Source organism: Pseudomonas sp. MDT1-17, assembly GCF_054898105.1.
The window spans coordinates 3,479,736-3,504,669 of the sequence record NZ_JBUBVM010000001.1; the positions used below are offsets into that span (position 1 = coordinate 3,479,736).

Below are 24,934 nucleotides of genomic sequence, written 5' to 3' on the forward strand. Positions count from 1 at the left end.
CCAGTTGTTTTTCAAGATGAGAGCCCACAGTCATGAGCTTTGACATCATTATTTTGAAGCCTACAGACGTCAGTGAAAACGATCTGGCTTGCGTTGAAGACGTGCTAGATATCGGGTGCTCAGAGGCTGTAAGCACATTTCTGGAGTTGGTGTTCCCTGGATGTACCCAAGGAGCATTTTCGGCTGGTGAACACTACTCGCTCGAGTCAGCTCAGAATGGAGAGCCAGTGACCAGCATACACCTGACTCTCAGATACGGCCGAGTCTGGTCTGAGGTAACCAATGCTGAGTTCCTGACCCAACTCTTGAGGCTCTGCCAGCTGCTCCAGTCAGTAGCTTTTGCGGTCTCCGATAACTCAAGGATCGCACCACCATGCTAAAGACGGCCCATCTTGCCGCGCCATAGAGCGGTTCACCTGGTCGCGGTAGGGACGGCAGTTACCTGCCGCCCCCCGCACAGATCCGTACGTGCGGAACTACCGCATACGGCTCCTGCCTTGGGTACGTGACGCAAAGCGATCCTCAGGATAAGGATGTGCATTTCTGGGTCTTGGTATATAGAGGTCGGCAAGGCGTCCGTAGCGTGACCATTGAAGCCGATGACGCTGGCTGCGACGTTTGAGGGCTTGCCGCCATAGACGGCATACCGCCAACCGAAAACCGCCAAGACGTATCAGGTTTCCCGGCACTGCGTGGTAATTGAAGTACCCACTGACAACCCGGTTAAGCCACTGACCCACGACCCGAACAGGCTCATGACGTCGGCGTTTCAGCTCATCCCGGATAGCCAGTAGCGTTGCACGCATTCGCTTCTTGACCGTCAGTCGCAGTATTTGAAACCCACCGCTTCTGTTGGTACTACAACAGTGCGTGAAGCCCAGGAAGTCAAATGTCTCCGGTTTACCTAAACCTCGCTTTCTACGATTTCTTGCAGCAAAACGACCAAACTCAATCAGCCGTGTCTTCGAAGCGTTGAGCGATAAACCGAACCTGGCCAGCCGTTCCCGCAATTGCTCCAAGAACTGCTGAGCCTGCCATTGCGTCCTGAAACCCACCACACTGTCGTCCGCGTAACGCACGACAATCACATCGCCACGGGCGTGGCGCTGGCGCCACTGCCTTGCCCATAGATCCAGCACGTAGTGAAGATAGATATTCGCCAGTAACGGCGATATCACTGCGCCTTGGGGAGTCCCCTTGGTCGCAGCCACCCTACGGCCATCCTCCATAACACCCGCTTGAAGCCATTTGCAGATCAGTCCGAGCAGGCGCCGGTCTGCAATCCGGTGTCCTAGAAACATCAGCATCCATTCATGGTCGATCTCATCAAAGAACGACGTGATATCCGCATCCAATATCCAGTTCACCTTCTGGCCCTTCAGCGCGACCGTCAACGCATCCAGCGCATCGTGCTGACTACGTCCCGGCCGAAACCCATACGAGAAACCTAGAAAGTCTTCTTCGTAGATCGCATTCAGAACAGTGACAACTGCCTGCTGTACGATCTTGTCCTCCAGAGAGGCAATGCCCAGCGGACGCTGCCTGCCGTCGGCTTTGGGAATGTAGACCCGCCGCGACGGCGTTGCTCGATAGGCTCCACTGTGGAGCCTTGCGTGCAGATCGGTTACCCGCTGGAGAAGACCTTCCTCATATTCTCGCCACGACATGCCGTCCACGCCCACCGCCGCATCGCGGCGAAGCGCATAAAAGCTCTGCGCCAATAATTGCGGTGTGATGTGGTGCAGCAATGCCGTGAACTGCATGCCCTTATCCCTTCGGGCTGCTTCACGTACACCTTCAAGTCCCATCGACGCGCAACTGATCTGGCTCTGTGTCCGGGGCGCGGGGGACGTGTCGGTGTTTCCCTTGGCTACGTCCCTTTCCTCCACCATCTCCGCAGGGCTAAGCCCCTTGTTCGATGGCTTCTCAGGTACTACGGACGTATCCGACTTCTCAGCGACGTAGACAGCAGGGTTACGGCTTTTGGCCTTTCCTACTCCGCCCGGTGCTTGCGCACCGGGCATCGCTGAGATCTCCCAGTTTCTGTGCGAAGGACTTCCCGACGTGCACAGGGTCTCCGACCGCGCGGGATCAGAGCATGACTGGCGTATAACGCCATGCTCCATATTGCCTTCTGCTTCGCATAACAGCATCGGCATCCCGGATTCCTGATTACGCGGCTCAATGGCTGGCCCATCGGTTTCCCCTGTCAACGCTTCACCCTGCACCTCACGGTGCAACATGCATGACTCGGGGTCTGGTTGATTCGCCATTTCTTACCAGTATCGAACTTTCATCGACTATCCTCCGCCAGCTTTAACTGGCGCACTATGCGTCCGGCCAACACACCTTCCTGACCCCGACGCTAAACGCGATGGTGTCCACCTGATTTAAGTGGACACCATTTCTAGCCTTTTAAGCGGGTCTTTCATGCAGCCTCAACGCCGTTCCTACTCCAAATTCTTCAAGGCCTATGTCATTCAAGAGTGCGCCCAGCCCGGCGCCTCAATTGCCAGCGTCGCGCTGGGCCACAGCCTCAACGCGAACCTCGTCCACAAGTAGATTCGGGTGCAAACGCAGAAAAGCACGGGACTGCGACCTGCTTTTATTCCGTTACCCATGCAGCTAGTCGGAGCAGCTTCGCAAGCTGCATCAGCGAACATCTGCGTTGAAATCCCGCACCCGCGCGGCACCGTCAAAGTGAACTGGCCGACCGAAAGCGCTGCTGCCTGCGCGACCTTCCTCCGAGATCTGTTGCAATGATCCGCATCGACGCCATCTGGCTCGCCACCGAGCCCATGGATATGCGTGCAGGTACCGAGACCGCGTTGGCCAGAGTGATTGCAGTATTCGGTGCGGCGAAGCGTAAGCGTCCGAGCTACACCGTCTTGCAACTCAAATCTTAATCCGTTTAAACCACTGGTTCACGCGCTCGCACTCAAATGCCGCTGGATCAAAAACATCTCCATGCCATTCAACCATCGCGTCATGCTCTGGATGATCGGGGTTGGCCATCGCTTCTAGAAACTCTTCATAGCCAGGCCCGCCACCTACGTCTTCCGGTGGGCAAGCATTGGCGCCGTCGATGCAATACGGAACCTGAGGACAAGCAATAGCAGGTAGCATTTTTTCGACCTTGATACGGTGATGCCAACTGTCACCAAAGTCGTAAAGATAATTAAATATCCGCTTTCCGTTCAGCGCCTTGATCAGCGTTTTACGCGCTTCCGGGTTCACCGTCGGCCCCCAGCCATCAGGATCGGGAATACCGTAATTCTCACCGGCAATTTCAAACTCATGCAGATGGCTATCACTCCAGCCCATCACGACCTGGATGACATGGTGCAGTTTGCCCAAGGTAATATTTTCAGGCACCGCGAACCGACGCCAGATCGTCGGAGTGATCCACTTCAGCTCAATGTGCAGCAGCAACAAGTCGGAGGCGGGTTTGGGTAAACGGACAGTTTTAACCATGGATCAGGCGGCCTCTCAGTGTTCAGTGTGGTTCAAAGAAATGTTCCAGGGCAGCAACTCGCTCACCCGATTGATCGAGTGTTCGGCAATGCGCTCAAGCACGTAGGTCAGATAGGCCTGTGGATTTAACCCGTTTAACTTGGCAGTGCCCACCAGGCTGTAAATCGCAGCCGTTCGTTCTCCGCCTGCATCGGAACCGGCAAACAGGTAATTTTTTCGACCCAATGCGACGGCGCGTAACGCGCGTTCGGCGGCATTGTTGTCGATTTCGATTCGGCCGTCATTGCAGTAGCGCGTCAGCGCATGCCACCGGTTGAGGGCATAGAGGATCGCACCGCCCAATGCCGATTTTTTCGACAGTTGAGTCAGCGTCTGGTTAAGCCATGCGTGTAGTTGTTCCAGCAGCGGACTGGCCCGGTTTTTCCGAACCGCTTTTCTCTGATCTGGCGGTTGTCCCCGGATCTCGCTTTCGATGGCATACAGGGCCGCAATCCGTTGCAGCGCCTCGGCTGCAAGCGGTGAAGCCTGGTCTTTGTAGACATCGTAAAACTTACGCCGGGCGTGAGCCCAGCACGCAGCTTCCTGAATGGTGCCCGAGGCATACAGCTGGGCAAAACCGGCGTAGCCGTCAGCCTGCAAGATCCCGCTGAAACTCTTGAGATGAGCGCGGGGATGTTGCCCCTTGCGATCCGGCGAGTAGGCAAACCATACCGCTGCTGGTGTTGAGTCGCCCGCAGGTCGGTCGTCCCGCACGTACGTCCACAGGCGAGCCGTTTTGGTTTTACCGTTGCCCGGCGCAAGTACACCAATCGGCGTGTCGTCGGCATGGACTTTATGGCCGCTCATGACATGGCATTCAAGGGCGCTGATCAGCGGCCTGAGTAATTGACTGCTCTGGCCGACCCAGTCGGCCAGGGTTGAGCGCTCCAGCTCCACGCCCTCACGGGCGTAAATCTCGGATTGCCGATACAGCGGCAAATGGTCAACAAACTTGGAGACCAGCACGTGGGCCAGTAGCCCAGGGCCTGCAAGGCCTCGGACTATCGGGCGACTCGGTGCCGGCACCTGAGCGATGTGCTCGCAGCAGCGGCAAACCCACTTGGAGCGAACATGGCGAATCACTTTGAAACGCGCCGGGACGTACTCCAGCACCTCAGACACATCCTCCCCCAAGTGGCGAAGTTTCCCACCACAACCAGAACACTGTGATTCGGGCTGATGGACGTGAGTTTCGCGAGGTAAGTGTTCAGGTAATGGCTTGCGCCGAGAGACAGGGCGAGGTGGCGGTTCGGTTGGCGGCGTCAGTTCAGTCTGGCTGACTTGCAACTCTTCAAGACTCAGTTGGAGCTGATCGATCATCGCGTCCAGTTGCTCGGAGCTGCGACCGAACTGCATACGACGCAGCTTGGCGATCATCATTTTCAAACGCTCAATCTCTGCCCGCAGGGCAGAGACCGGAGCCTTCAAGGCTTGAAGATCGTTAGGCAGGGAATCGGTCACGAGAGTCATGACCGAATGTTACTGGGGATTTTTTCAGCGTGACAAGTCAGACCGCGAGGACGGGCGCTGTACGAATTGGCCTGCGCCAATCAATGCCTTCCAACAGCATCGACAACTGCGCAGTTGTCAGCGGTACGCTGCCGCTGGTTGCTTGCGGCCAGACAAAACGTCCTTGTTCAAGCCGTTTGCAAAACAGGCACAACCCGTCGCCATCCCACCATAGCAATTTGATCCGGTCACCGCGCCGTCCGCGAAAAGCGAAAATCTGACCGGAGAACGGATCGGCTTCAAGCTGAGTCTGCACCAGTGCGGCTAACCCGTCGAAGCCACGGCGCATGTCCGTGACGCCGGCGGCGATCCAGATGCGGGTTCCAGCAGGGGGAGCAATCATCGCAGTAACTGCTGCAAGATGAGTTGCAAGGTCTGCGGTTCTGGCGTGCCAGTGATGCGTAGCGTGGCTTTACCCACTTCAACGACCAGATCGGAATGAAACTGGAGTTGAGGCCTAGCGGCTTGCGAAATATCCGTAGACGCCTCGAGCACCTGGACAGGCAAAAACGTCGCACTCTGGTTAACCGGGCCGAAGGCTCCTTTTTGATACTGGTGCCGCCAGCGAAACACCAAATTGGCATTGACGTCATGCTCACGAGCGATCAACGACACGGAGGCGCCAGGCTGAAACGTGGCCTCAACGACCTGGCGTTTGAAGTCCAACGGGAAGTTGGGGCGGCGGCCGGTTCGACGGGTGGGAGCAGTAGTATCCAAGATAGTGTCCACTAAAAAATGGTGGACACTATCTTGGCTAATTTTGGTAGCGGTCAGTAGTGGGTACTGGGCGGACGGTTACCTTGAGGCTGCCATCATGGAACTCACGCTCTGGGTCGAGCAGCACGGATCGGGTGACGTTGGAGGTAACGTGCGCGGCGCGTTGGAAACAATGGGCAAGAACGAGGCGTTTATCAATATGACGCTCGCTGTGCTCATGACGCCAGAGTGACTACTTCAAGACAGACAGCCGAAAGCGGACGTTCACCGCTAACGGTTGAAGTATCATAGATGCCTTTTTGCACACTGTTTATATTTGCGCAGCACCTTTTGACCTAGCTTGCGCGATACTCCACCTCCGGTATTTCTCGCCGAAATCCCATGCTGATGGGCGGCTTTCCATGCGCTCGAATCAAGAGTAATGTGATCATTACTACAAAATATATAGCTGTATCTACATGAAATGTTGGCTCACCCTGATTCTTGGCTTACCCACAGCCAATGCCACAGAACGCATGCGAGCCTGGCGAGCTTTGAAAGCTTCGGGCGCGGCGGTTCTGCGCGATGGCGCTTATCTGCTGCCCGACACTGGCGCATGTCGTGAAGCACTGGCGTCTGTCGAACGCGATATCCTCGCCATCAATGGCACTGCCTATGTTCTGCCTGTTGTCGACCCTAACGGTGAGCGCTTTATTGAGCTGTTTGACCGGAGCGATGACTACAGCAAGCTGCGCGCTGAGATCGAAACATGCCGGGCACAGCTCAATTCCGAGAATGCACTGGCGACCACCAAACAAATTCGCAAGCTGCGCAAAAACTACGATCAGCTCGCCAACATCGACTATTTCCCAGGTAAGTCCAAGGAACAGATTGATTCAGCCTTGCAGGAGCTTGAGACGGCTGTCAGCAGAGCGTTGTCTGCGGATGAACCACATAGCCGCGACGAGCCCATAACGGCATTCAACCGTGGCGACTATCAAAGTCGTGTCTGGGCAACACGTAAGCGTCCGTGGGTTGACCGTCTGGCTTGTGCTTGGTTGATTCGGCGCTTCATTGATCCTCAAGCTCAGATCCTCTGGCTGAATACTCCACATGACTGTCCGGCAGATGCGCTGGGCTTCGACTTCGATGATGCAACCTTCAGTCATGTCGGCAATCGCGTGACCTTCGAAACCCTGCAAGCCAGTTTTGAAATTCAAGAGCCCGGCCTAAACCGCATCGCGGCCTTGGTGCACTACCTCGATATCGGCGGCATTCAGCCTTTGGAGGCTGCCGGCATCAAGCACGTGCTGGCAGGACTGCGCGAAACCATTACCCATGACGACCACTTACTGGCTGCTGCTAGCGCCATTTTCGACGGCCTGCTCGCCGAGTTTGTAAAAGAGGAACAACCCAATGAGTAAGGTTTTGGCACCAATGGTTGAAGAAGAGCTGTCGAGGCCGGAAGCGATCAGTTTTCGTGAGGCGTTCTGGTTCTGGTTGAAGCTCGGCTTCATCAGCTTCGGCGGGCCTGCGGGACAGATCTCGCTCATGCACCAGGAATTGGTAGAGCGGCGGCGCTGGATATCCGAGCGCAGATTCCTGCATGCCCTCAACTACTGCATGTTGCTCCCTGGGCCAGAGGCTCAGCAATTGGCGACCTACATCGGCTGGCTGATGCATCGAACCTGGGGCGGGGTGATTGCTGGCGTGCTGTTTGTGCTGCCCTCATTGTTCATCCTGATCGCTTTGTCGTGGATGTACATCGCCTTCGGCGAAGTGCCTGTGGTGGCTGGGCTCTTCTATGGCATCAAGCCTGCCGTGACCGCCATCGTCGTGCAGGCGGCCCATCGAATCGGCTCTCGGGCGCTGAAGAATAATTGGCTGTGGGCGATAGCAGCAGCTTCATTTGCCGCGATCTTCGCGTTCAATGTTCCTTTCCCGCTGATCGTATTTGGGGCAGCGTTAATCGGCTATGCCGGAGGGCGTCTGGCGCCTGAAAAATTCAGAGCCGGGGGCCATAGCGCTGCCAAAAAATCTTTCGGCCCAGCCTTGATCGATGACGACACTCCGTCCCCGGAACATGCCCGGTTCAGCTGGTTGAAACTGGCGTTGCTTGCATTGATAGGCGCGGTGTTATGGGCATTGCCGATGGGCATTTTGATCGTCCTCTTTGGTTGGGAGGGCACCTTGACCCAGATGGGCTGGTTCTTTACCAAGGCCGCGTTGCTGACTTTTGGCGGGGCCTATGCAGTCCTCCCGTATGTCTATCAAGGTGCGGTCGGTCACTATGGCTGGCTTACCCCGACCCAAATGATCGACGGCTTGGCACTAGGGGAAACCACACCAGGGCCGCTGATCATGGTCGTGGCCTTCGTCGGCTTTGTCGGAGCGTACGTCTCACAAGTGTTCGGCGCCGATCATGTGTTTCTGGCCGGGGCTGTCGCAGCCACCTTGGTGACATGGTTCACCTTCCTGCCCTCGTTCCTGTTCATCCTCGCCGGTGGCCCGCTGGTGGAATCGACCCACAACGAACTCAAGTTCACTGCACCGCTTACCGCCATTACAGCGGCGGTGGTTGGAGTGATCCTTAATCTGGCATGTTTCTTTGGCTATCACGTGCTGTGGCCGCAAGGCTTCAGCGGCAACCTCGACTGGCCCTCTGCACTGATCGCCATTTTGGCGGCAATTGCCTTGTTCCGCTTCAAACGGGGCGTCATTCAGGTGCTGATGGCCTGCGCGCTCGTCGGGTTGGCTGTGCATTTGCTGCGTTAGAAAGCATGAATTGATTAGCAATCTTTGGCGGGCATTGTGCTCGCCAAACCACCCGAGCCTATTGAACTAGGCAGGAGGTGTTCCATGAGGTGGATTACCCGTGAACGACCCAAGATTGACCGGATTGCTTGTCCTTGGCTGAGCGCTCGCTTTATCGATCCACAGGCAGAGTTCTACCCAGCGGCGATATGCTACGGATTGCAGCTAAGAGAGATGCAGCACCCTACGACAACATTCCGGACGTAGTGCTTAGTGCAAACGCCAGCCATGGCACTGATCACTAGGAAACCTATTTCACTGGAGCCAGAATCGTGAACTATGTTGAGCTGGTTCAGCCGCAAACCGAGCAAGTGTTTGCAGACAGAGAAAGCGGCGGCCTGGCTGAATAAGCCGCAACCCGCGCTGGGAGGTATGATTCTCACACAGTTCTCAAGTAGTGAAGCTGGGTGCGGTTGCCGTGGCATGGCGTGGCTCCGACATGAGCTGATTCAAGCTCTGCCAACTCCCCCTCGCGCGCAACGCGCAGAGGTTCACTCCGTCCTGCCTGACGGTTTCATATCGCCTTGGCATGCCTAGGTAAGGCGATTGAAATTAGGGCGGCCAGCAATACGAAGGCCGAGGAAACCCACAAGCAGGCCTCCAATCCGTAACTCTGATAAATCCAGCCGGACAGCACAGACCATTAAGAAATAACTGTAGTGGCACTGCTCTCTTCTGAAGGAGGCAGTGCCACCCTCCACACGGGGCTTTACATGTGCATCAACATGCACATATATTCTAGGCATGAACGTCACCACCAACCGATCACAAGCCATTGAGTCTGCCATTGAGTCTCTCGACGGCACATTTTTCAAAGCCCTCTGCGAGCCGCCAAGAGTTGCTGTGCTGAAGCGCGTGATGCAATTAGGTCGAGCAGATGTGACCGCGATTGCGGCTGATCTACCTCAAGAGCGCTCTGTAGTATCTCGTCATCTTCAGGTGCTGCTTGACGCGGGAATCGTGCGCGCCACCAAGGTGGGACGTCAGATGTTTTATGAGGTGGATGGCCCAGCCATCGTCAAGCGACTGGAGGACATCCTCCATCACACCAAGAGCATTGCTTTATTGTGCTGCCCAGGCGGATCTCGCTGATTTTTTCTTACCTTTATATGTGTATAGGTGCGCACACATGAACATAATAGATCGCCCATTCGAGGTTGTCGTAATAGGCGCAGGGCAGGCAGGACTAGCCTGTGGCTGGCATTTGAAGCAGCAGGGACTCGATTTCCTAATCCTGGATGAGCAGCAGCAACCAGGTGGTAACTGGCGTAACTACTACGACAGCCTCGAACTGTTCTCGCCGGCAGCGTACTCCTCACTACCGGGGCTGCCGTTTCCTGGAGAACCGGGGCACTACCCTTCCCGCGATGAAGTAGTGCGCTACCTGGAGCAGTACGCCAGCTTCTTCCAGTTACCGATTCTTCCGGGGATACAGGTCATAAAGGTGAGTAGAGAAGCTGGGGGGTTCCAGATAGTGGCTGCCAATGGGCAGCGCTTCTTTACCAGGGCGCTGATCGTGGCATCGGGGGCATTCAGTCGCCCCTATACACCTGAAGTTCCTGGGCTCGAAAGCTTCCAAGGTGTTCGCCTTCACAGTGCCGAGTATCGGAATGTGGAAATGCTCAATGGTCAACGCATCGTAGTGATTGGAGCGGCGAACTCGGCAGTTCAGATTGCTTACGAGTTAGCCAAGGTGGCGGAGGTCACGCTTGCGACGCGCGAGGAGATTCGATTCTTTCCGCAGAAGCTACTCGGCGCGGATTTCCACGCCTGGCTGAAATGGACAGGCCTGGAAAGAACTCGCTGGCTCAATGATCAGAGCACGCCGGTGTTGGATGACGGCACTTACAAAAAAGCGTTGAAGTCAGGACTATTCAATCAGCGGTCGATGTTCGGGCAAGTAACCCCAACCGGAGTTGTTTGGGCGGATGGTCACCACGAAGCAGTTGATTGCCTAGTCTTCGCCACTGGGTTTCGCCCAAATATTTACTTACTTGAAGACCTCGCGGTGACGGATGATCAAGGGCGATTGATGCAGCGCGATGGACGAGCAATGCACATCCCGGGCCTGTACTTTATGGGGTTACCAAAGCAACGCAATTTCGCCTCAGCAACCCTCAGAGGCGTAGGGCCTGACGCTGAAGTCATCCTTCCGCATTTACTACGCCATCTGCGTTCCACAGGCACAGAACAGGTGATAGCCGCTGAAGCCTGGCTAGCGGACAGCCTGGCAACGCCCAGGAGAAATGAGGAAGCCATAAAATGCTTCTCTGAACCAGTACATCAGGCTGAACTTCAGAGTCTTTCGCCAAGCCGGAAACGCATGCCTGGACACATCACCTGAAGGCGCGAGATCGAGTCGGGCTTAAACCCGAAGGAGCGACCTCTCCATTGACGTCACTTCACACCACAGCTTAACTATGGCTGCCATGCGGAATGAACGCGAATCGAAACACCTTATCCTGTGGAGCTATGTGATTGCAGCTAGAGTCCGAACGCCATTTTCAGTTCACTCGGTTGCGCCCGCTGCGCTTGGCTAGATAGAGCGCATCATCGGCGCGAGTCAGAAGGCTTTCCACATCGTCACCAGCTTTGGCGAGGGCAACACCAAAAGACGCAGTTACAGTGTCTAGCACCTCATCCGTGCCACGAACCTTGATCCGCAGCGCTTGAATTTTTAGGCGCAGCTGCTCAGCAAAAATATGAGCATTGGTGAGATCAAAACACTCTTGCAGGACTACACAGAACTCTTCACCACCATAGCGTGCCGCCAGGGCCTGAGGCGGGATTGTGTTCCGTAACACCTGACCAACATGCTCAAGTACGCGGTCGCCCAAAGGATGGCCATACCGGTCATTGAACTGCTTGAAATGATCGATATCCAACATGACCAATGCTACCCCATGAGGAGCGTTGATCAATGCATGCTCCAGCAAGCGAGTGAAGGTAGCTCGGTTCAACACCTTAGTCAGACCATCCAAAGATGCAGCCAGTTGGGCTCGCTCGAGCTTGTCTCTCAGACTCTTAATTTCATTTTGCGCTGAGTGCAGCTGAGAGAGGAACAGCTCTTGCTGATCCTGCATGACCTGGGTGCTCTGTTGCAGCTCGCTTAGAATAGCGGGCAACCTCTGGTCGACCGGCTCCGCGAGCATTTCCATGCAATGGCCAAGACTGGCTTGAAAGTTGGAACTGCCATTCACGCTACGCGAGACATTGCGCTCCATGTCGTCAACCAGATCGATCGCTTGTTGTTGCCCTGCGCGCGCCTCCTCCAATTCGTCACGAATGATGTAGTCGCGAAAAAGCTTCGTCGCAGATTCTGGAGGGAAACAGTCGAAGTCTTTGACCGCCCTGTCCAGATGACGATTAAGCTCTGGCTCCTGACCTTTGCTGTAGGTGTACCAGAGAGCATAGTGCACGGGATTTGGTGGAATGTTGTGACGCACCATCAGTGGGACGGCCTGCTTCAGCAAAGCCGCCGCCTCGCGGGAGTCCTCTGGATACAGCGTTAAGGCCGTCGCACGCTTCTCTGATTGGTTCATAACGTCACTGTAGTTGGTTTTTATTGGCACATATGAAGTCGGGGGCAGCATATCCTTACGTACACCAAGAGGCCATACATAATGTATGCCTACTGCCTGTTGGACTAGCATAGGCCGAACTCGACTACAGCAATTTGCTGATGAAATAGACCCAGCTATCAGCTCACGCCATCGCGTTGGTTTGCTTTGTACTCTCTCACTGCCTGCGTTCTTATCGACTACGGAATCATCCCAGGCATGTTCCCAATTTGACACGATCGCCGAGTTGGAAGAAATTGATGATCCGCCTCTTCTCTTCGAACCTGAAATCCTGTGGCTGTATCTGCAGCCCAAATTTTCGACACGATCGATTGGATGTTCCCCAACCGGCCACTGGCCCAGTCGATTACTGGGTGCCTGGTTTCTTAATAGGAGTGACAAATTGCTGACTCGGCCAGACAAAGATGCGCTACGTGCGATGTTGGAATCGAAAGTTCAAGAAAAGCTACAGCATGCCCCTGACGCGGTAACGACTTATGCTGCACAGCCTGAACCCGAACGAAAGCCATACACCAGTAAGCCCACGGTTCAGGACAAGGCGTTTCACAAGGAGCTCGAACAGATGCGTGCGGAAGCTGAAGCTGGTGTGCTTCATAAGCCGGTACCCGCGCCGATAGACGATTGCGGGCCTGACTTAACGCTCAATGATTACCCGGGCTTAAGACACGCAAGCTTTCCATCAAATCAATGATAATTATTTGTAGTCGATCCCCGATCGTCATTTGAAGGGATTGCCAGCGACAGCCACCGTTCACGGCTAGCCTCTCTACCGCCAGCGCTACTTGGCCTTGACTCGAGCACAGGATGATTTGAACACAACCTATCCTCTCTCCGCCCGTGAGGTCTACCAGGTTCTCAGGGACGTCGCCCTCGGCAGCCGCACCATGACAAGAGCCAGCAGCCAGGCCTCTTGCGTGTTTAGGTTGATGGCTGGAATCTCACGCGCTCAATGACTGTGACACCTCGGATCACTGCGAGTCCTGCCCGTTTCTTGGAAAGCAACGCCAAGGCACTGAACCGGTCGAACTGAGTTGGGAGCGTGAACTGCTTGAGTACCTGCTGAATGAGCTTTGATGCAGCAATTGACTTCAGAATCGATCGAACCTGACCTTCTCGGTGATGGGGCGGTACCCATAGACAACAACTGGGCAGAGAGACGAATTGATCAATCAGTCCTCGCATTGCTGCTCCGCCCCGTCCAAATCACCAACTTGGGATGGGCCACAAGTAGTCTTCGACGTTGATTGGATACATGTACAGATAATCAGTGCAAGGCATTCACCATGAGCGTCACGATCCTCGGTTCCCTGACAATGAGTGAGACTTACGGCTGAAGCAATCTACCAGCCCCCGTGCGGGGTGATCCACGCGCTATCTTCCGCGCAGCTCAAGCTATTGATGTAAGTGTTATGGCAATTCCATCAGCACTCCATTAGCGTATTTCGCTTCCTGGGTATTGAAGACCCCGCGACTGCTGAGCCCGAAGTTTGTCCGTAGCCCTCATCATGTAAGTCGCTATGGCTTCTTTTATCGGTGTTATCTCGGTGAGGCGCGTGCCGAACATTCGGCTGCAGCAAATCTCCTATTTGGGCGGATCAGCGCAACAACCAGCGTGACATAAGACGTGTCGTCATGGGCATCAACCAATAGGCCATATTGAAGGACACTAACCCAGCCACCAACACCATGAACAACCAAGCTGGTAGATTCAGATCAGAAAGTTCAAGCAACACCGTCAAAAAACCCGGCATAAAAACTGACAATGGCAAGACTACCGACCAAGACAGTAGCCATTGCTTCCAGCGTGCAACCGTGGCCCGTCCTTGCATCGGCTCAAACCAGAATTTCGAATCATCGTCGGCGCGATGGTAATCCTGCCGCAGCCAGGGCCGCGACTCATGCAGCAATGCCTGGCGCACGTCAGAGCCCAACCACGCCAAGACATGACCCTTACTGGTAAAGCGCAGGATTATTGCGTATCTCAACTGAGACCCTACGGGTTTGACTACATCAGTAGCTAAATAACCAGGGAACTGCTGATGGGCATAGATGGCCTTGTTCATCCATTGCTCATACAAGGCCTGATGCTGCGGATTGACCTCATGCACAATCACACTGACGCCAATGTCGGCGTCAATGCTCATTGTTGTTGCCTCCTGAGCATCGCCCGGTGGTAGATACCTTCACGTGCGAGAATCATTGGATCGTGACCTGGCTTAATGCCGTCGAGCAAGCGTCCGGGGCTGAAGGCAAGCCGCTGCTGGGCGAGTTGTTGTTCCTCGGCCGAAACAAGAGAGTCGAGGGTCAAAATACCCAGTTCGACTTCCTGATGGTTGCGCGACCAAGGAATCGAACCGTCTTCGATGGCATCTCCTGGGGCTGCCAGTTGCACCATGAGTCGCAACTTCACCGTCCCCTTGGTCAATCGTGCGCCGATTTCGTTCTGCAAGTAATCGGCAGGCATCGAGGCGGCTTGCTCGTCGCTCAATAAAGGTTCTGGCAGCAACGGTTCAATGCGGTAGCGACCGACATGGTCTTCACCCTGGCGGTTGCTGAACACTAGGGCGTTGACGCCAAAGTATTCAGCACTAACGTAGCTGCTCGGTGCTGGCTTGGGCGTCTCAAGAAAATGCTGTGCCCTTGGATGGGTGACCAGAAATGCTTGCAGTGGCAAAGGATCGGACGGTGTGGCGACGTTGGCAGCAATGCCTCGCAAAAAGCTCAGGAAGTCTTCGGGGGTGGCCACCGGAAAGCCATTGAACGAGTGCGCCACTATATCCGTGGACTCACCGTCCGGTAGCGTGAAACGAACGGCCAGACCATGGGGACTGGCCATCGGGTCACCGTCCTCGGTGGCAGGCAGGCCACTGAAGTTGGAGAACCTCAGCAATACGGGTACTGGCTGTCCCTGGAAATGAGCTGCTCGAGTAAGCGCCGGAGCCGCTTCAGAGGCGGTAAAGGTGCCACGTAACAACACGCCCTTGGCATGCGTTATGCGAAACCCAGGATGATGCCCGAAGGTCGCATAGAGAGCGTCAAGTAACGCGTCGTAGAGTTTGTCCTGGGGCATGGAGGTGTTTCTCACGGGAGAAGAATTATCTTCTTTAGCGGCGAAGGCAGAGGACGCTGTCAGCGTCCCTGCCAACAGCGCGCCTGCCATTAGTCGGGGCAGTCGCATCGGGGCTCAGCTCTGAGCCGCAAAGGATGGATAGTCCGTGTAACCCCGGGCGTCGCCACCGTAAAAGGTGCTGCCATCAGGCTCCGCTAACTCGGCGTTGAGCGCGAACCGCTGCGGCAGGTCGGGATTGGCGATGAAGGGTTTGCCGAACGCCACGGCATCGGCAAGTCCTTGCGCGACGATGTGTTGCGCGTCGGCCTGCTGATAGCCGCCGCATACGAAGATCGCACCGCTGAACGCCGAGCGCAGTTGCGCGCGAAACCCTGAGGGATAATCCACACCGGGCCACTCAGACAAATGCAGGTAAGCGATGCGCCGCTGACTGAGAGACTCGGCGAGGTACAAAGTAATGTCCTGAGCTTCGACGCTGAAGTCCATATCGTTGACGCTGGGTGGGCACCATGGCGAAAGGCGGATACCGACCCGATCCGCGCCAATCGCAGCCGAGACCGCGTCCACCACTTCCACGACAAAACGTGCACGGTTCTCCAGCGAGCCACCGTAGCGGTCAGTGCGTTCGTTGGTGGTAACGGAGAGAAATTGCTCCAGCAAAAAACCGTTTGCACCTTGCAGTTCAACCAGATCAAAGCCTGCAGCGCGGGCCCACAGTGCGGCCTGGACAAACTCCTGCACGACCGCCGCGATCCCCTCTTCGCTTAACGCCTCTGGCATGTCGCAATCGACCATACTCGGCATACCTTCATCGTCGAAGGCGAAAATCTTGGCCTGTGCACGAATTGCTGAAGGCGCCAGAGGCGACTGCCCCTGGGGCAAGACCGAGTGATGGGAAATGCGGCCGACATGCCACAGCTGGGCGGCGATCAGACCTCCGTTGGCATGAACCTCGTCAGTCACCTGCCTCCAGCCAGCTTGCTGGGCCTCGGTATAGATCCCGGGTGTGTAAGCGTAGCCTTTGGCGCCGGGAGAAATCGGCATGCCTTCGCTGATCAGCAGCCCTGCACCTGCACGCTGTCCATAGTATCGGGCGTTGAGTGCTGTGGGGATATCACCGGGCTGGGCAGAGCGCGAACGAGTCATCGGAGCCATCAGCACGCGGTTGGCCAGGGTGAATGGGCCGACATTTAAAGGATCTAGTAAGGTTTTTGTACGATTCATGAATATGATTCTCTGTACAGCCGCCTACGCACCAACGCGCGCAGGCGAACTGATTGGATTTAAGCTTGGCGCAGGCCGGGATTGAGGGCGATATGTTTGTATTCGACAAAGTCATCCATGGCAGCTACGCCGTTGAGGCGTCCCTGGCCCGACTGTTTAAAACCACCTTCCTCAAACTCGTCGTAGACCACTGCCCAGTCGTTGACCCATACAGTGCCAACCTCCAGTTCACGGGCAACCCGCAGAGAACGGTCGACATCGCGAGTCCACACGCCAGCCGCCAGGCCGAACTCACTGTTGTTAGCCAGCTCGATTGCCTCGGCTTCGCTATCGAACACCTGTAGGGTCAGCACCGGGCCGAACGTCTCGCGCTGGACAATGGACATATTAGGGTCAGTGACGAGCAGCAAGGTCGGGCGATAGAAAGCGCCCTTGGCCAATGGCCCCTCGGTGATTGGCCCGCCGCGAACGATGATTTGAGCGCCGTCGGTGATCGCTTCCTCCACCACTTGGTTGACCCGCTGCACGTTAGGTTTATCTATTAACGGCCCCATTTCGCTGGCGGGATCTGCAGCCGGCCCCACGCGCACGGCTTCCAACCGTGCGGCCAAGCGCTCCGTCAACGCCGTGGCAATATCACGTTGCACCAGCAGCCGCGACCCCGTCATGCAGAATTGACCAGCGAATACCGTCAGAGCTTTTTCTAACTTTGGCACTACAACATCAAGGTCAGCGTCGTTAAACACCAGCATTGGCGTTTTACCACCCAGTTCCAAGCCAAAGCGCTTGAGGTGCTGTGCACCCGCAGCGGAAATCGCCCGACCGGTGCTTGTGCTACCGGTGAAACTGATCACCGGAACCTTAGGTGACTCCACCAGATGTATGGAACCGGCCGCGCCCAGCTCACTGAACAGATTGATGACGCCACGAGGCAGCGACACCGCCTCACTCATGATCCGTGCTACCAGGCAGTTGGTCTGGGCCGTTTGCCCGGGCATTTTGATCACTGTGGTGCAACCGGCAGCCAGGGCAGGTGCCAGGGAGCGAATCATCAGTACCACTGGCGAATTCCACGGTACGATGATGCCCGCTACGCCCACTGCTTGACGGATCACCAGGGAAATTTTGCCAGGCTTTGGCTCCGCCGCACGACCGTATTCGGCGCGAGCAAGAGCGGCGTAATAGCGCAGTTTGGAGGGCACCATAGTGACCTCGAACTCGGCTTCGGGTCTGATCTTCCCGTTTTCCAGCGCCAGGGTGTCGATCAACTCATCTGCGTTACGCTCGAAAGCATCCGCCAACTCCAACAACACCTTGGCGCGCAAGTTACGATCGTCTTTCCAAGGCGTGTCAGCGAACGACCGATGTGCCGCCTTAATTGCCTGTTGTGCTTCGTTTAAGCCGCCTTCGGCGTATTGACCAATCAGCTCATAGGTCGCTGGGTCGATGGAGTCTTTGTAAACACCGGAGTCCAGCCATTGGCCGTCGATCCAGTTCAAAGCTGGAGTGCTGTTCATAGAGGCAGATTCCTGAGGATTAAACGTAGAGACGGGCGACTTTCTCGGCCGTGGCAATCACAGTGATATTGGTGGCTACCGATGGCACATCAGGGAAGATTGATGCGTCCACTACCCGCAGGCCCTGCACGCCGATAATTCGTGCTTCCAGGTCGACCACTGCCCGCGCATCGCCCGGTCGGCCCATGGGAGCAGTGGAGGTTGGGTGGTGATAGGTATCAAGGCTGGCTTTGACACTGGCCAGTAAAGCCTCGTCGGAGTCGTTGCCTTCGCCAGGGTTGAGTTCGGAATGGATCAGCTTATTGAGTGGTGCCGTTGTGCCGATTTTTCGGGACAGGCGGATGCCATCCAGCAGACGCTGGCGATCCTTTTCCTCAGCCAGAAAATTCAGATCTATGTTCGGTGCTACGAACGGATCGCGACTAGCGAGCGTCACTTTGCCCCGGGACAGTGGTCGAGTCAGGGCTACCGCGAGAACGAAGCCAACCTTGGTCGGGCTCTGATCGTGGGGAAACAAGTGGGTGGCCGTAATATGAATATCCAGATCACCGTTCTCGGCTGTGGTGCTGTGAGTCCAGAGTTTTGCACCAATGGCTGGCGACTGACTGCCAATCACATCAGGCTTGGCGGCATAGGCGTTGTAGTAGAACGGGTGATCCACCAAGTTTTGTCCCACCGGCAGCTCGGCGACCAGTGGAATCTGCAAGGCACGGAGATCCTCCCTCGGGCCAATGCCGGAACGCAGCAGGATCGCGGCACTGCCATAGCTGCCAGCCGAAAGGATGACTTCACCAGACAAGAGCTTTTCCCCGTTGGCCAGTTGCACACCGATTGCGCGCTTACCGTCGAACAGAACTTTATCTACCAAGCTGTCGGGGCGGATATGCAGGTTGTCGCGGGCTCGCACCTCATCGGTAAGGTAGGCCATGCCGGTGTTGACTCGCACACCGTTGACGATATTCATCGGGTACGGCCCTACTCCGTTGGCGTCAGCACCGTCAAAATCGGTAACCACTTTGTAGCCATTGGCGACCGTGGCGTCGATGAAGGCTCGCTGCATGGGGGTTACTTCGTTGTTACTAAGTTGATGCACAGGGAGCGGCCCTTTATGGCCGTGTAGCTGGCTGGCACCACCGCTGTGAGTTTCCAATTTTTTGAAGGAAGGCAGCAGCTCTTCATAACTCCAACCAGGCAAATCCCAACGCTGGAAGTCGGTAGTGCGGGCACGGATGGCCACCGCGCCATTGATTGCCGAGCTCCCCCCCAGCACCTTACCGCGCAATGCCCCGATGGAATGTTCGATGTAGCCCGGCTGGGTCTTGTAGCCCCATTCAAACTCCGGATTGCCATTGGCACCAACGGTGTCGCTGCTAGCGATAATCTCGGGGTAATTATTCGGGTCATAGCTATGGCCCGCCTCAAGCAACAACACCTGACGCTTGCTGTTCTCGCTCAAGCGACAGGCCATAACCGCGCCGGCCGAACCACCACCGATGATGATCACATCGACCGGGATACTACGACCTTCACTCTTACCGGGTTTGCTGCCTGGTTCCAAAACCTGCGCCAAACCATTGCCCGCCGCCAAAGTCGCGGCAACCATAACGCCACCTGCCAATACAGCACGGCGAGCAGGATTGTTAAGTGTGCTCTTCATCCGTCTTCTTCCCTGTCAGACGCTCGGTAGTGCGTCTGGTGGAAAAAGCATAATTCAGGGCTCAGATCACCATAAGCCGGCAAAGAACGAATCAACGATTCGTTTTTTGCGAACGCATCAACTTGCTCGCTGCGAGTGAGCCGCCAGCATTTGTTCCCACACAGGGGGACTGCCGATCTGTTCGATGAGGAAGTTAGTCAGCGCTTGAAGCTTGGGCGAAGCCCTCTGAGATCGCCGATATACCATTGAGAAGTTGCCACCACGAGGCGCGTAGGGTGCCAGAACCTCTTCAAGTTCCCCGGCCACAATGTCCGGTGCGGCCAGGAAGGTGGGCAAAATAGCTAGACCCATACCGGCCTTGGCGGCTTCCATGAGTTGATGACCATTGTTAGTGCGCATACGGCAGCGCACAGGAAACGACTCCAATGTGTTGTTCACTGGTAGCGTCCATCTGCCAAGTGGCTCGCGATTCACATAGAGCATGGCGAAATGCTGGGCCAGATCTTGCGGGACTTGCGGTGTTCCGTGAGCAGCCAGGTAGGCTGGGCTCGCGCAGATGATATGGCGGTTGGCAGTAATGGTTCTGGCGATGAGCGAGGAGTCAGGTAACTCACCGATACGGATGGCCGCGTCAAACTTCTCTTCGTGTAAGTTGACGTTGCGATCATCATATTCGACATCCAACCGCAGTTCAGGGTAAAGCATAGCGAAAGACGACAAAATCGGCGTCAGGTAACGAATGCTAAAAGCCATAGGAGCCGCAATCCGTAGGCTCCCGCGCAAACTCGATTGAGATGTCAGGACGGCGTCTTCGGCATCTTCGACATCGGTAAGAATGCGCACACAATAACGGTAAAACACCTCACCCGATTCAGTCAGCCGAGCCTGGCGACCACGCTCAAGCAAGATGCTATCCAGACGTTTTTCCAGTTTCTGGATACGCTGGCAGACCATTGATTTGGCCGTACCCAAACGCCGAGCCGCTTCGGAAATACTACCAGTGTCCGCCACCATGACAAAAGAATGCATCTCGGACAGTTTGTTCAAGGTTTTTAATCCAAAGAAAAGTTATGTACATGCTTCTGGATTCGCATGCACTCTTGACGTTTTTTATAAGTAGTTAAGAGATATTCTTGGTTGCATCGGATAACTTTCCGTCATCATGATACCGGTCGGCGCGCATGTCCATGGGCTCGGTGGCGAGCCAGATGGAGTCGATGCGGATCATTGCGTTAGTCCGCGAACGAATCGGGCGTAGCCATAATGATCGGAGGCCGGCCATTTAACGGTCATCTTTCCCTGGCCGTATGGCAACTCGATGCTGACGGACTTCCCCTCCTGGATGTTTTCTTCCAGCTTCACTGGCAAGAAAGCGGGCAAGTCAGTGAGCTGTTGATCGCGGTAAATCGGCAACCATTTGCGCACGACGTTAGCGTTGATGCCGTGACTCATCGCGACACTGGCAACAGAGGCACCCGGTTGCAGGCATTTCTGGACGACTTGAGTTTTGAAGGGCTTTGGATAAGAGGTTCGTTGGCGCATGGAAATCCTGACGTTAAGGGCAATCGCGCCCGCTTAAAAATACGCGGACACCATCGACCTTAATGTTGGAGTTCGGAAGGTGTGTTGAATGGACGCTTACGAATGAATGCGAATCGAATCACCATATCCTGTGGAGCTATGTGATTGCAGCAAGAGTCCGAACGCCATTTTCAGTTCACTCGGTTTCGCCCGCTGCGCTTGGCTCGATAGAGCGCATCATCGGCGCGAGTCAGAAGGCTTTCCACATCGTCACCAGCTTTGGCGAGGGCAACACCAAAAGACGCAGTTACAGTGTCTAGCATCTCATCCGTGCCACGAACCTTGATTCGCAGCGCCTGAATTTTAAGGCGCAGCTGCTCAGCAAAAGTATGAGCACTGGTGAGATCAAAACACTCGTGCAGGCACGCCCGTCATGCCAACCCATTGGGCCAACGTCGAACGTGGAATCGCCAAGCCGGCACGACCGAAAATTGATTCCTGACGGTAAAGCGGAAGATGATCAGCGAACTTCGCGATCATGACGTGCGCAAGTAATCCGGCAGTCGGGATGCCCTTGTCGATAACTTGCGCAGGTACCGGCGCCTGGATCAGCGTTTCGCAGTCATCGCAAACCCACTTGCCACGAACATGGCGCTCAACGGTGAACACGCCCGGCGTGTAGTCCAGCTTTTCGCTGACATCTTCACCGATGCGCTTCAGTGCGCAGCCGCATGGGCAGTGAGTGTTGTCCGGTTCGTGATGGATCAACGTGCGCGGGAATTCTGCCGGCAATGCCGTGCGCTTGGGCTTTTGCTTTTTCTCGGTCGCCGCTGGTGCTATTTGCAACGCCTGAAGCTCGGCCTCAATCGCCGCAATATCGGTATCGATCAGGTCATCCAGCAGGCTGGCCTGCTCAGGATTCATCTGCTCACTGCGCTTGGCAAACTTCAAACGCTTGAGCTGTGCGATCTCGTGGGTCAGCTTCTCGATCACCGTTTGATCGCGGTTGATCTTCTTGCCCATGGTTTCGACCGTTCTGCCCATGGTCTCGACTTGCGACAGCAGCTGCGCAGCGAATGCACGCAGTTGGTCGGGAGTCATTTGATCGAGATTGGGCGAGGAAGTCATGCCGTGGATTTTACCAAAGCAGACCGCTTGCGGCAGCAAACCGAGATGCTAATTACAGTTTTTAAAGCAGCGTAATAGCTCCGCCAGACCCCACGCGTTGCCAAGGTAGGCCTAGTACCAAAGCATGAAGTTGCTCGGTATCCAACTGCACTTCACTGCCTTGCCGAACGCCTGGCCAATGGAATTTACCTTGGTTCAAGCGACGTGCCGCCAGCCATACGCCAATCCCATCGTGTACCAGCACTTTCATCCGAGTCGCGCGGCGATTGGCAAACAGATAAGCGCAGTGCGGCTTCGCCGCACCGAACACCGCGACCACCCTCGCCAGCGCCGTTTCAGTGCCGGCGCGCATATCCATGGGCTCGGTGGCGAGCCAGATGGCGTCGATGCGGATCATCGCAACAGGTCTCGAAGGAAAGCGGCGCAGGCAGCAGCGCTATCGGTTGGCCAGTTCACTTTGACGGTGCCGCGTGGGTGCAGAATCTCAACGCTGATATTCGATGAAGATACGGGCGCCGTTGTTTGCATAGGCAATGGGATGAATGCTGGTTGAAGCGCCGTGCTTTTCTGCACTTGCACCCGAATCCATTTGTGAACGAGGTTTGCGTTTAGGCTATGGCTGAGGGCGATGCTGGCAATCGATGCGCCGGGTTGGGCACACTCTTGAATGACCTGGGCTTTGAAGGATTTGGAATACGAACGGCGTGTTCCCCCGGTGTCAGGATAGTTGTCGCCTCTCCGAATTTTCCTGAAAAAGCATATCGGGGGCGGAAAGAGACTGGTCGTGCCGTACTATTCACCTGAACGCAAAGCCGCATTACTCAAGATGCTGCTTCCCCCGCTGAACCTGACGATGGCCGAGGTTTCCCGGCGTGAAGGGGTTAGCGAAATGTCTTTGTCCAACTGGCGCAAGAAGGTCAGTTCTGAAGGAAGCGCAGTGCCTGAAGACAAGCCACTCCCCGAGAACTGGTCTGCTGAAGCCCGGTTCGCTGTCGTCCTTGAAACCGCCGGTCTGTCGCAGCTCGAACTGGGTGAGTACTGCCGACGAAAAGGTCTGTACCCCGAACACGTCAGCGCCTGGCGCCAAGCCTGTATCACGGGGCAGCAGAGTGTTCAGAACCAACAAAAGGTCGACCGCGAACAATCTCGCAAGGACAAGAAACGTATTCAGCAACTTGAGCGCGAACTGCTGCGTAAAGACAAGGCGCTGGCCGAGACCGCCGCGTTGTTGGTGCTGCGAAAAAAGCTCAACGATTACTGGGGGATCGACAACGAGGACACCTGACCTCTTTGCCGGAACGGCAGTTGTTGGTGGCTTGGTTGATCGAAGCCATCGTGGCCGGTGCTCGAAAAATCAGAGCGTGCCAGGAGGTGGGGCTGTCGCTCAGAACCTTGCAGCGATGGACGCAGAGTGAGGATGTTCAAGCCGATGCCCGCACAACCACCGTGCGGCCCACGCCACGTAATGCGTTGAGCGAGATCGAACGACAAGCGATCGTGACCCTGTGTAACAGCCCTGCGTATGCCCATTTGCCGCCGAGTCAGATCGTACCGAGGCTGGCTGACGAGGGGCGTTATCTGGCGTCGGAAGCGACGTTTTATCGCATCCTGCGTGCAGCCGGTCAGCAACATCATCGGGGCCGTAGCCAGCGACCCAGACGGCATGCGGCACCGACGACGCATGTCGCCAAAGCGCCCAATCAGGTGTGGTCGTGGGACATCACGTATTTGCCGTCGCCGATACGCGGCAAGTACTACTACCTGTATTTGATCGAAGATATTTACAGCCGCAAGGCCGTGGGCTGGGAAGTTTACGAAGAAGAAAGCGGCGAAAAAGCCGCTGCGCTGCTGCAACGCAGCGTGATCGGCGAGCAGTGTTTACGCGAGCCGCTGGTGCTGCACTCGGACAATGGTGCGCCGATGAAATCGCTGACGCTGTTGAGCAAGATGTACGACCTGGGCATCACGCCGTCCCGTGGCCGACCGCGAGTGAGCAACGACAATCCGTACTCGGAGTCGCTGTTTAGAACACTGAAATATTGCCCGCAATGGCCGCAGGAGGGTTTTGCCAGCTTGGACGCCGCACGCGCTTGGGTGAGAGATTTTATGCGTTGGTACAACAACGAGCACCGGCATAGCCGGATCCGCTTCGTGACACCGGCTGAGCGGCATCGAGGGCTGGACCACCAGATCCTGGCGCGGCGGCATGAACTGTACCAGCGAGCGCGCAAGAAAAGCCCGGAACGTTGGTCAGGCCAGACGCGGAACTGGGAGCCGATAGGAGCGGTGATGCTGAATCCGGATCGGGAGCAGCAGGACGAGAAAAGAGCGGCATAGTTGAACGGTTGACGCGACAACTACCTTGAAAAATGCCGGAGCAGCCAATTCAGGGAGTTGGTTAGCCTTGAGTATGTGCATGCCTTCGGCCATAGCGCTGTCCAGTTGCGACAGGTATTGGGTGGCACTGTTCAGTGCTTGCGCACTGGCGCGGGTGTATTGGGCTGTGGTGGGTTGTACTTCAGATGCGATGCTTTGTGAGTGGGCGGTCTGTGCGGGTTTACTCGGTAGGAACCAGTACACCATGAGGAATGCGACGACACACCAGCCGATTATCAATGCGGTCTTTTCGGCGGCGGGCCGATCTTTCCAGGGCGTGCTCTGTTTTTTCTCGGTCATCAAAACTTCCTTAGTGTTTTTTGGTCGT

At 55.9% G+C, this 24,934-nt stretch carries 28 protein-coding genes and 3 pseudogenes; 11 read left to right on the plus strand and 20 right to left on the minus strand.

Annotation, left to right across the window (positions count from 1 at the left end; all coding sequences use genetic code 11):
- Positions 1-476: 476 nt before the first annotated feature.
- Positions 477-2,243 carry a group II intron reverse transcriptase/maturase gene (gene ltrA, locus ACYZTX_RS16085; RefSeq protein WP_462032462.1) on the minus strand — a complete coding sequence of 589 codons (1,767 nt, stop codon included), beginning with the start codon at positions 2,241-2,243 and terminating at the stop codon, positions 477-479.
- 187 nt (positions 2,244-2,430) lie between these two features.
- Between ltrA and ACYZTX_RS16090 the strand changes: the two genes are divergently transcribed.
- On the plus strand, positions 2,431-2,562 hold the full coding sequence (locus ACYZTX_RS16090; RefSeq protein WP_462034893.1) for a transposase: 132 nt from the start codon (positions 2,431-2,433) through the stop codon (positions 2,560-2,562).
- Positions 2,563-2,759: 197 nt separating this feature from the next.
- The gene (locus ACYZTX_RS16095; protein WP_462034894.1) at positions 2,760-2,906 is read left to right on the plus strand and encodes a hypothetical protein; all 147 of its coding nucleotides are present in this window, start codon (positions 2,760-2,762) and stop codon (positions 2,904-2,906) included.
- Here the strand turns inward: ACYZTX_RS16095 and ACYZTX_RS16100 are convergent.
- From ACYZTX_RS16100 to tnpA (ACYZTX_RS16115), 4 genes are read right to left on the minus strand one after another with little or no spacing between them, the layout of a single operon-like run.
- Entirely contained in the window at positions 2,896-3,474 is a 579-nt protein-coding gene (locus tag ACYZTX_RS16100) for a plasmid pRiA4b ORF-3 family protein (RefSeq protein WP_462034895.1), read from the minus strand. The genes ACYZTX_RS16095 and ACYZTX_RS16100 overlap by 11 nt on opposite strands.
- Before the next feature lie 15 nt (positions 3,475-3,489).
- Complete coding sequence (gene tnpC, locus ACYZTX_RS16105) at positions 3,490-4,983, minus strand: IS66 family transposase (RefSeq protein ID WP_462034896.1); 1,494 nt, start codon at positions 4,981-4,983, stop codon at positions 3,490-3,492.
- Positions 4,984-5,020: 37 nt separating this feature from the next.
- Positions 5,021-5,365: an IS66 family insertion sequence element accessory protein TnpB gene (tnpB, locus tag ACYZTX_RS16110; RefSeq protein WP_462034897.1), complete on the minus strand. Its 345-nt coding sequence runs from the start codon at positions 5,363-5,365 to the stop codon at positions 5,021-5,023.
- A complete protein-coding gene (gene tnpA, locus ACYZTX_RS16115; protein WP_462034898.1) occupies positions 5,362-5,739 on the minus strand; it encodes an IS66-like element accessory protein TnpA in 378 nt (125 codons plus the stop codon). Before tnpA (ACYZTX_RS16115) ends, tnpB (ACYZTX_RS16110) begins: the two co-directional genes overlap by 4 nt.
- A gap of 97 nt (positions 5,740-5,836) precedes the next feature.
- Between tnpA (ACYZTX_RS16115) and ACYZTX_RS16120 the strand changes: the two genes are divergently transcribed.
- The 4 genes from ACYZTX_RS16120 to ACYZTX_RS16135 all read left to right on the plus strand — a co-directional run bounded on the left by ACYZTX_RS16120 (position 5,837) and on the right by ACYZTX_RS16135 (position 8,739).
- Positions 5,837-5,971 carry a hypothetical protein gene (locus tag ACYZTX_RS16120; RefSeq protein ID WP_462037136.1) on the plus strand — a complete coding sequence of 45 codons (135 nt, stop codon included), beginning with the start codon at positions 5,837-5,839 and terminating at the stop codon, positions 5,969-5,971.
- Positions 5,972-6,197: 226 nt separating this feature from the next.
- Positions 6,198-7,142, plus strand: coding sequence for a chromate resistance protein ChrB domain-containing protein (locus ACYZTX_RS16125; RefSeq protein WP_462034899.1), 945 nt, complete (start codon positions 6,198-6,200; stop codon positions 7,140-7,142).
- The gene (chrA, locus tag ACYZTX_RS16130) at positions 7,135-8,493 is read left to right on the plus strand and encodes a chromate efflux transporter (protein ID WP_462034900.1); all 1,359 of its coding nucleotides are present in this window, start codon (positions 7,135-7,137) and stop codon (positions 8,491-8,493) included. Before ACYZTX_RS16125 ends, chrA begins: the two co-directional genes overlap by 8 nt.
- A gap of 84 nt (positions 8,494-8,577) precedes the next feature.
- Positions 8,578-8,739, plus strand: coding sequence for a chromate resistance protein ChrB domain-containing protein (locus ACYZTX_RS16135; RefSeq protein WP_461963964.1), 162 nt, complete (start codon positions 8,578-8,580; stop codon positions 8,737-8,739).
- Between the two features lie 307 nt (positions 8,740-9,046).
- Here ACYZTX_RS16135 and ACYZTX_RS16140 read toward each other — a convergent pair.
- Positions 9,047-9,172 (minus strand): annotated as a pseudogene (locus ACYZTX_RS16140) (organoarsenical effux MFS transporter ArsJ); the annotation flags it as partial.
- 104 nt (positions 9,173-9,276) lie between these two features.
- Between ACYZTX_RS16140 and ACYZTX_RS16145 the strand changes: the two are divergent.
- A complete protein-coding gene (locus tag ACYZTX_RS16145; protein WP_150641302.1) occupies positions 9,277-9,624 on the plus strand; it encodes an ArsR/SmtB family transcription factor in 348 nt (115 codons plus the stop codon).
- A gap of 37 nt (positions 9,625-9,661) precedes the next feature.
- Positions 9,662-10,876, plus strand: coding sequence for a flavin-containing monooxygenase (locus ACYZTX_RS16150; protein WP_462034901.1), 1,215 nt, complete (start codon positions 9,662-9,664; stop codon positions 10,874-10,876).
- Between the two features lie 160 nt (positions 10,877-11,036).
- Here the strand turns inward: ACYZTX_RS16150 and ACYZTX_RS16155 are convergent, their stop codons facing one another.
- A complete protein-coding gene (locus ACYZTX_RS16155; protein ID WP_462034902.1) occupies positions 11,037-12,074 on the minus strand; it encodes a GGDEF domain-containing protein in 1,038 nt (345 codons plus the stop codon).
- A gap of 265 nt (positions 12,075-12,339) precedes the next feature.
- Between ACYZTX_RS16155 and ACYZTX_RS16160 the strand changes: the two genes are divergently transcribed.
- Together ACYZTX_RS16160 and ACYZTX_RS16165 are read left to right on the plus strand one after the other, a co-directional pair.
- The gene (locus ACYZTX_RS16160; RefSeq protein WP_462034903.1) at positions 12,340-12,804 is read left to right on the plus strand and encodes a hypothetical protein; all 465 of its coding nucleotides are present in this window, start codon (positions 12,340-12,342) and stop codon (positions 12,802-12,804) included.
- Positions 12,805-12,922: 118 nt separating this feature from the next.
- The gene (locus ACYZTX_RS16165; RefSeq protein ID WP_462034904.1) at positions 12,923-13,066 is read left to right on the plus strand and encodes a DUF7693 family protein; all 144 of its coding nucleotides are present in this window, start codon (positions 12,923-12,925) and stop codon (positions 13,064-13,066) included.
- A gap of 479 nt (positions 13,067-13,545) precedes the next feature.
- Here ACYZTX_RS16165 and ACYZTX_RS16170 read toward each other — a convergent pair whose 3' ends face one another.
- The 12 genes and pseudogenes from ACYZTX_RS16170 to tnpA (ACYZTX_RS16225) all read right to left on the minus strand — a co-directional run bounded on the left by ACYZTX_RS16170 (position 13,546) and on the right by tnpA (ACYZTX_RS16225) (position 22,992).
- Positions 13,546-13,677 (minus strand): hypothetical protein, encoded by a 132-nt coding sequence (locus ACYZTX_RS16170; RefSeq protein WP_462034905.1) that lies wholly within the window; start codon positions 13,675-13,677, stop codon positions 13,546-13,548.
- Between the two features lie 31 nt (positions 13,678-13,708).
- Positions 13,709-14,257 carry an antibiotic biosynthesis monooxygenase gene (locus ACYZTX_RS16175; RefSeq protein WP_462034906.1) on the minus strand — a complete coding sequence of 183 codons (549 nt, stop codon included), beginning with the start codon at positions 14,255-14,257 and terminating at the stop codon, positions 13,709-13,711.
- Positions 14,254-15,183 carry a catalase family peroxidase gene (locus tag ACYZTX_RS16180; protein WP_462034907.1) on the minus strand — a complete coding sequence of 310 codons (930 nt, stop codon included), beginning with the start codon at positions 15,181-15,183 and terminating at the stop codon, positions 14,254-14,256. Before ACYZTX_RS16180 ends, ACYZTX_RS16175 begins: the two co-directional genes overlap by 4 nt.
- Before the next feature lie 114 nt (positions 15,184-15,297).
- Entirely contained in the window at positions 15,298-16,407 is a 1,110-nt protein-coding gene (locus ACYZTX_RS16185; RefSeq protein WP_462034908.1) for an alkene reductase, read from the minus strand.
- Between the two features lie 59 nt (positions 16,408-16,466).
- Positions 16,467-17,924 (minus strand): aldehyde dehydrogenase family protein, encoded by a 1,458-nt coding sequence (locus ACYZTX_RS16190; protein ID WP_462034909.1) that lies wholly within the window; start codon positions 17,922-17,924, stop codon positions 16,467-16,469.
- A gap of 19 nt (positions 17,925-17,943) precedes the next feature.
- On the minus strand, positions 17,944-19,581 hold the full coding sequence (locus ACYZTX_RS16195) for a GMC family oxidoreductase (RefSeq protein WP_462034910.1): 1,638 nt from the start codon (positions 19,579-19,581) through the stop codon (positions 17,944-17,946).
- Between the two features lie 117 nt (positions 19,582-19,698).
- Entirely contained in the window at positions 19,699-20,628 is a 930-nt protein-coding gene (locus ACYZTX_RS16200) for a LysR family transcriptional regulator (RefSeq protein WP_462034911.1), read from the minus strand.
- A 177-nt stretch (positions 20,629-20,805) separates the two neighbouring features.
- The gene (gene tnpA, locus ACYZTX_RS16205) at positions 20,806-21,123 is read right to left on the minus strand and encodes an IS66-like element accessory protein TnpA (protein ID WP_462034912.1); all 318 of its coding nucleotides are present in this window, start codon (positions 21,121-21,123) and stop codon (positions 20,806-20,808) included.
- Between the two features lie 170 nt (positions 21,124-21,293).
- Positions 21,294-21,524: pseudogene (locus ACYZTX_RS16210) on the minus strand (diguanylate cyclase); the annotation flags it as partial.
- Between the two features lies 1 nt (position 21,525).
- Positions 21,526-22,230 (minus strand): annotated as a pseudogene (locus tag ACYZTX_RS16215) (transposase); the annotation flags it as partial.
- A 61-nt stretch (positions 22,231-22,291) separates the two neighbouring features.
- A complete protein-coding gene (tnpB, locus tag ACYZTX_RS16220; protein ID WP_462034913.1) occupies positions 22,292-22,627 on the minus strand; it encodes an IS66 family insertion sequence element accessory protein TnpB in 336 nt (111 codons plus the stop codon).
- Positions 22,624-22,992, minus strand: a complete 369-nt coding sequence (gene tnpA / locus ACYZTX_RS16225; RefSeq protein ID WP_462037056.1) for an IS66-like element accessory protein TnpA — start codon at positions 22,990-22,992, stop codon at positions 22,624-22,626. Before tnpA (ACYZTX_RS16225) ends, tnpB (ACYZTX_RS16220) begins: the two co-directional genes overlap by 4 nt.
- 22 nt (positions 22,993-23,014) lie before the next feature.
- On the opposite strand from tnpA (ACYZTX_RS16225), the gene ACYZTX_RS16230 reads away from it, so the two are divergent.
- Positions 23,015-24,567, plus strand: a protein-coding gene (locus ACYZTX_RS16230; protein ID WP_462034914.1) for an IS3 family transposase whose coding sequence is annotated in 2 segments (ribosomal slippage) — positions 23,015-23,477 and positions 23,477-24,567 — 1,554 coding nt in all. Because the reading frame shifts where the segments join, the coding sequence is not laid out codon by codon here.
- On the opposite strand, the gene ACYZTX_RS16235 is transcribed toward ACYZTX_RS16230, so the two are convergent.
- Positions 24,481-24,906 carry a hypothetical protein gene (locus tag ACYZTX_RS16235; RefSeq protein ID WP_462034915.1) on the minus strand — a complete coding sequence of 142 codons (426 nt, stop codon included), beginning with the start codon at positions 24,904-24,906 and terminating at the stop codon, positions 24,481-24,483. The two genes, ACYZTX_RS16230 and ACYZTX_RS16235, sit on opposite strands and share 87 nt — an antisense overlap.
- Between the last annotated feature and the right edge of the window lie 28 nt (positions 24,907-24,934).

Coding starts and splice junctions, on each gene's coding strand:
- ACYZTX_RS16135 (WP_461963964.1), top strand. CDS start 8,578: ATGAGGTGGATTACCCGTGAACGACCCAAGATTGACCGGATTGCTTGT.
- tnpA (WP_462034912.1), bottom strand. CDS start 21,123: ATGCGCCAACGAACCTCTTATCCAAAGCCCTTCAAAACTCAAGTCGTC.
- chrA (WP_462034900.1), top strand. CDS start 7,135: ATGAGTAAGGTTTTGGCACCAATGGTTGAAGAAGAGCTGTCGAGGCCG.
- ACYZTX_RS16180 (WP_462034907.1), bottom strand. CDS start 15,183: ATGCCCCAGGACAAACTCTACGACGCGTTACTTGACGCTCTCTATGCG.
- ACYZTX_RS16125 (WP_462034899.1), top strand. CDS start 6,198: ATGAAATGTTGGCTCACCCTGATTCTTGGCTTACCCACAGCCAATGCC.
- tnpB (WP_462034897.1), bottom strand. CDS start 5,365: ATGATTGCTCCCCCTGCTGGAACCCGCATCTGGATCGCCGCCGGCGTC.
- tnpC (WP_462034896.1), bottom strand. CDS start 4,983: ATGACTCTCGTGACCGATTCCCTGCCTAACGATCTTCAAGCCTTGAAG.
- ACYZTX_RS16195 (WP_462034910.1), bottom strand. CDS start 19,581: ATGAAGAGCACACTTAACAATCCTGCTCGCCGTGCTGTATTGGCAGGT.
- ACYZTX_RS16145 (WP_150641302.1), top strand. CDS start 9,277: ATGAACGTCACCACCAACCGATCACAAGCCATTGAGTCTGCCATTGAG.
- ltrA (WP_462032462.1), bottom strand. CDS start 2,243: ATGTTGCACCGTGAGGTGCAGGGTGAAGCGTTGACAGGGGAAACCGAT.
- ACYZTX_RS16155 (WP_462034902.1), bottom strand. CDS start 12,074: ATGAACCAATCAGAGAAGCGTGCGACGGCCTTAACGCTGTATCCAGAG.
- ACYZTX_RS16120 (WP_462037136.1), top strand. CDS start 5,837: ATGGAACTCACGCTCTGGGTCGAGCAGCACGGATCGGGTGACGTTGGA.
- ACYZTX_RS16190 (WP_462034909.1), bottom strand. CDS start 17,924: ATGAACAGCACTCCAGCTTTGAACTGGATCGACGGCCAATGGCTGGAC.
- tnpB (WP_462034913.1), bottom strand. CDS start 22,627: ATGATCCGCATCGACGCCATCTGGCTCGCCACCGAGCCCATGGATATG.
- ACYZTX_RS16150 (WP_462034901.1), top strand. CDS start 9,662: ATGAACATAATAGATCGCCCATTCGAGGTTGTCGTAATAGGCGCAGGG.
- ACYZTX_RS16095 (WP_462034894.1), top strand. CDS start 2,760: ATGATCCGCATCGACGCCATCTGGCTCGCCACCGAGCCCATGGATATG.
- ACYZTX_RS16100 (WP_462034895.1), bottom strand. CDS start 3,474: ATGGTTAAAACTGTCCGTTTACCCAAACCCGCCTCCGACTTGTTGCTG.
- ACYZTX_RS16235 (WP_462034915.1), bottom strand. CDS start 24,906: ATGACCGAGAAAAAACAGAGCACGCCCTGGAAAGATCGGCCCGCCGCC.
- ACYZTX_RS16175 (WP_462034906.1), bottom strand. CDS start 14,257: ATGAGCATTGACGCCGACATTGGCGTCAGTGTGATTGTGCATGAGGTC.
- ACYZTX_RS16185 (WP_462034908.1), bottom strand. CDS start 16,407: ATGAATCGTACAAAAACCTTACTAGATCCTTTAAATGTCGGCCCATTC.
- ACYZTX_RS16170 (WP_462034905.1), bottom strand. CDS start 13,677: ATGTTCGGCACGCGCCTCACCGAGATAACACCGATAAAAGAAGCCATA.
- ACYZTX_RS16090 (WP_462034893.1), top strand. CDS start 2,431: ATGCAGCCTCAACGCCGTTCCTACTCCAAATTCTTCAAGGCCTATGTC.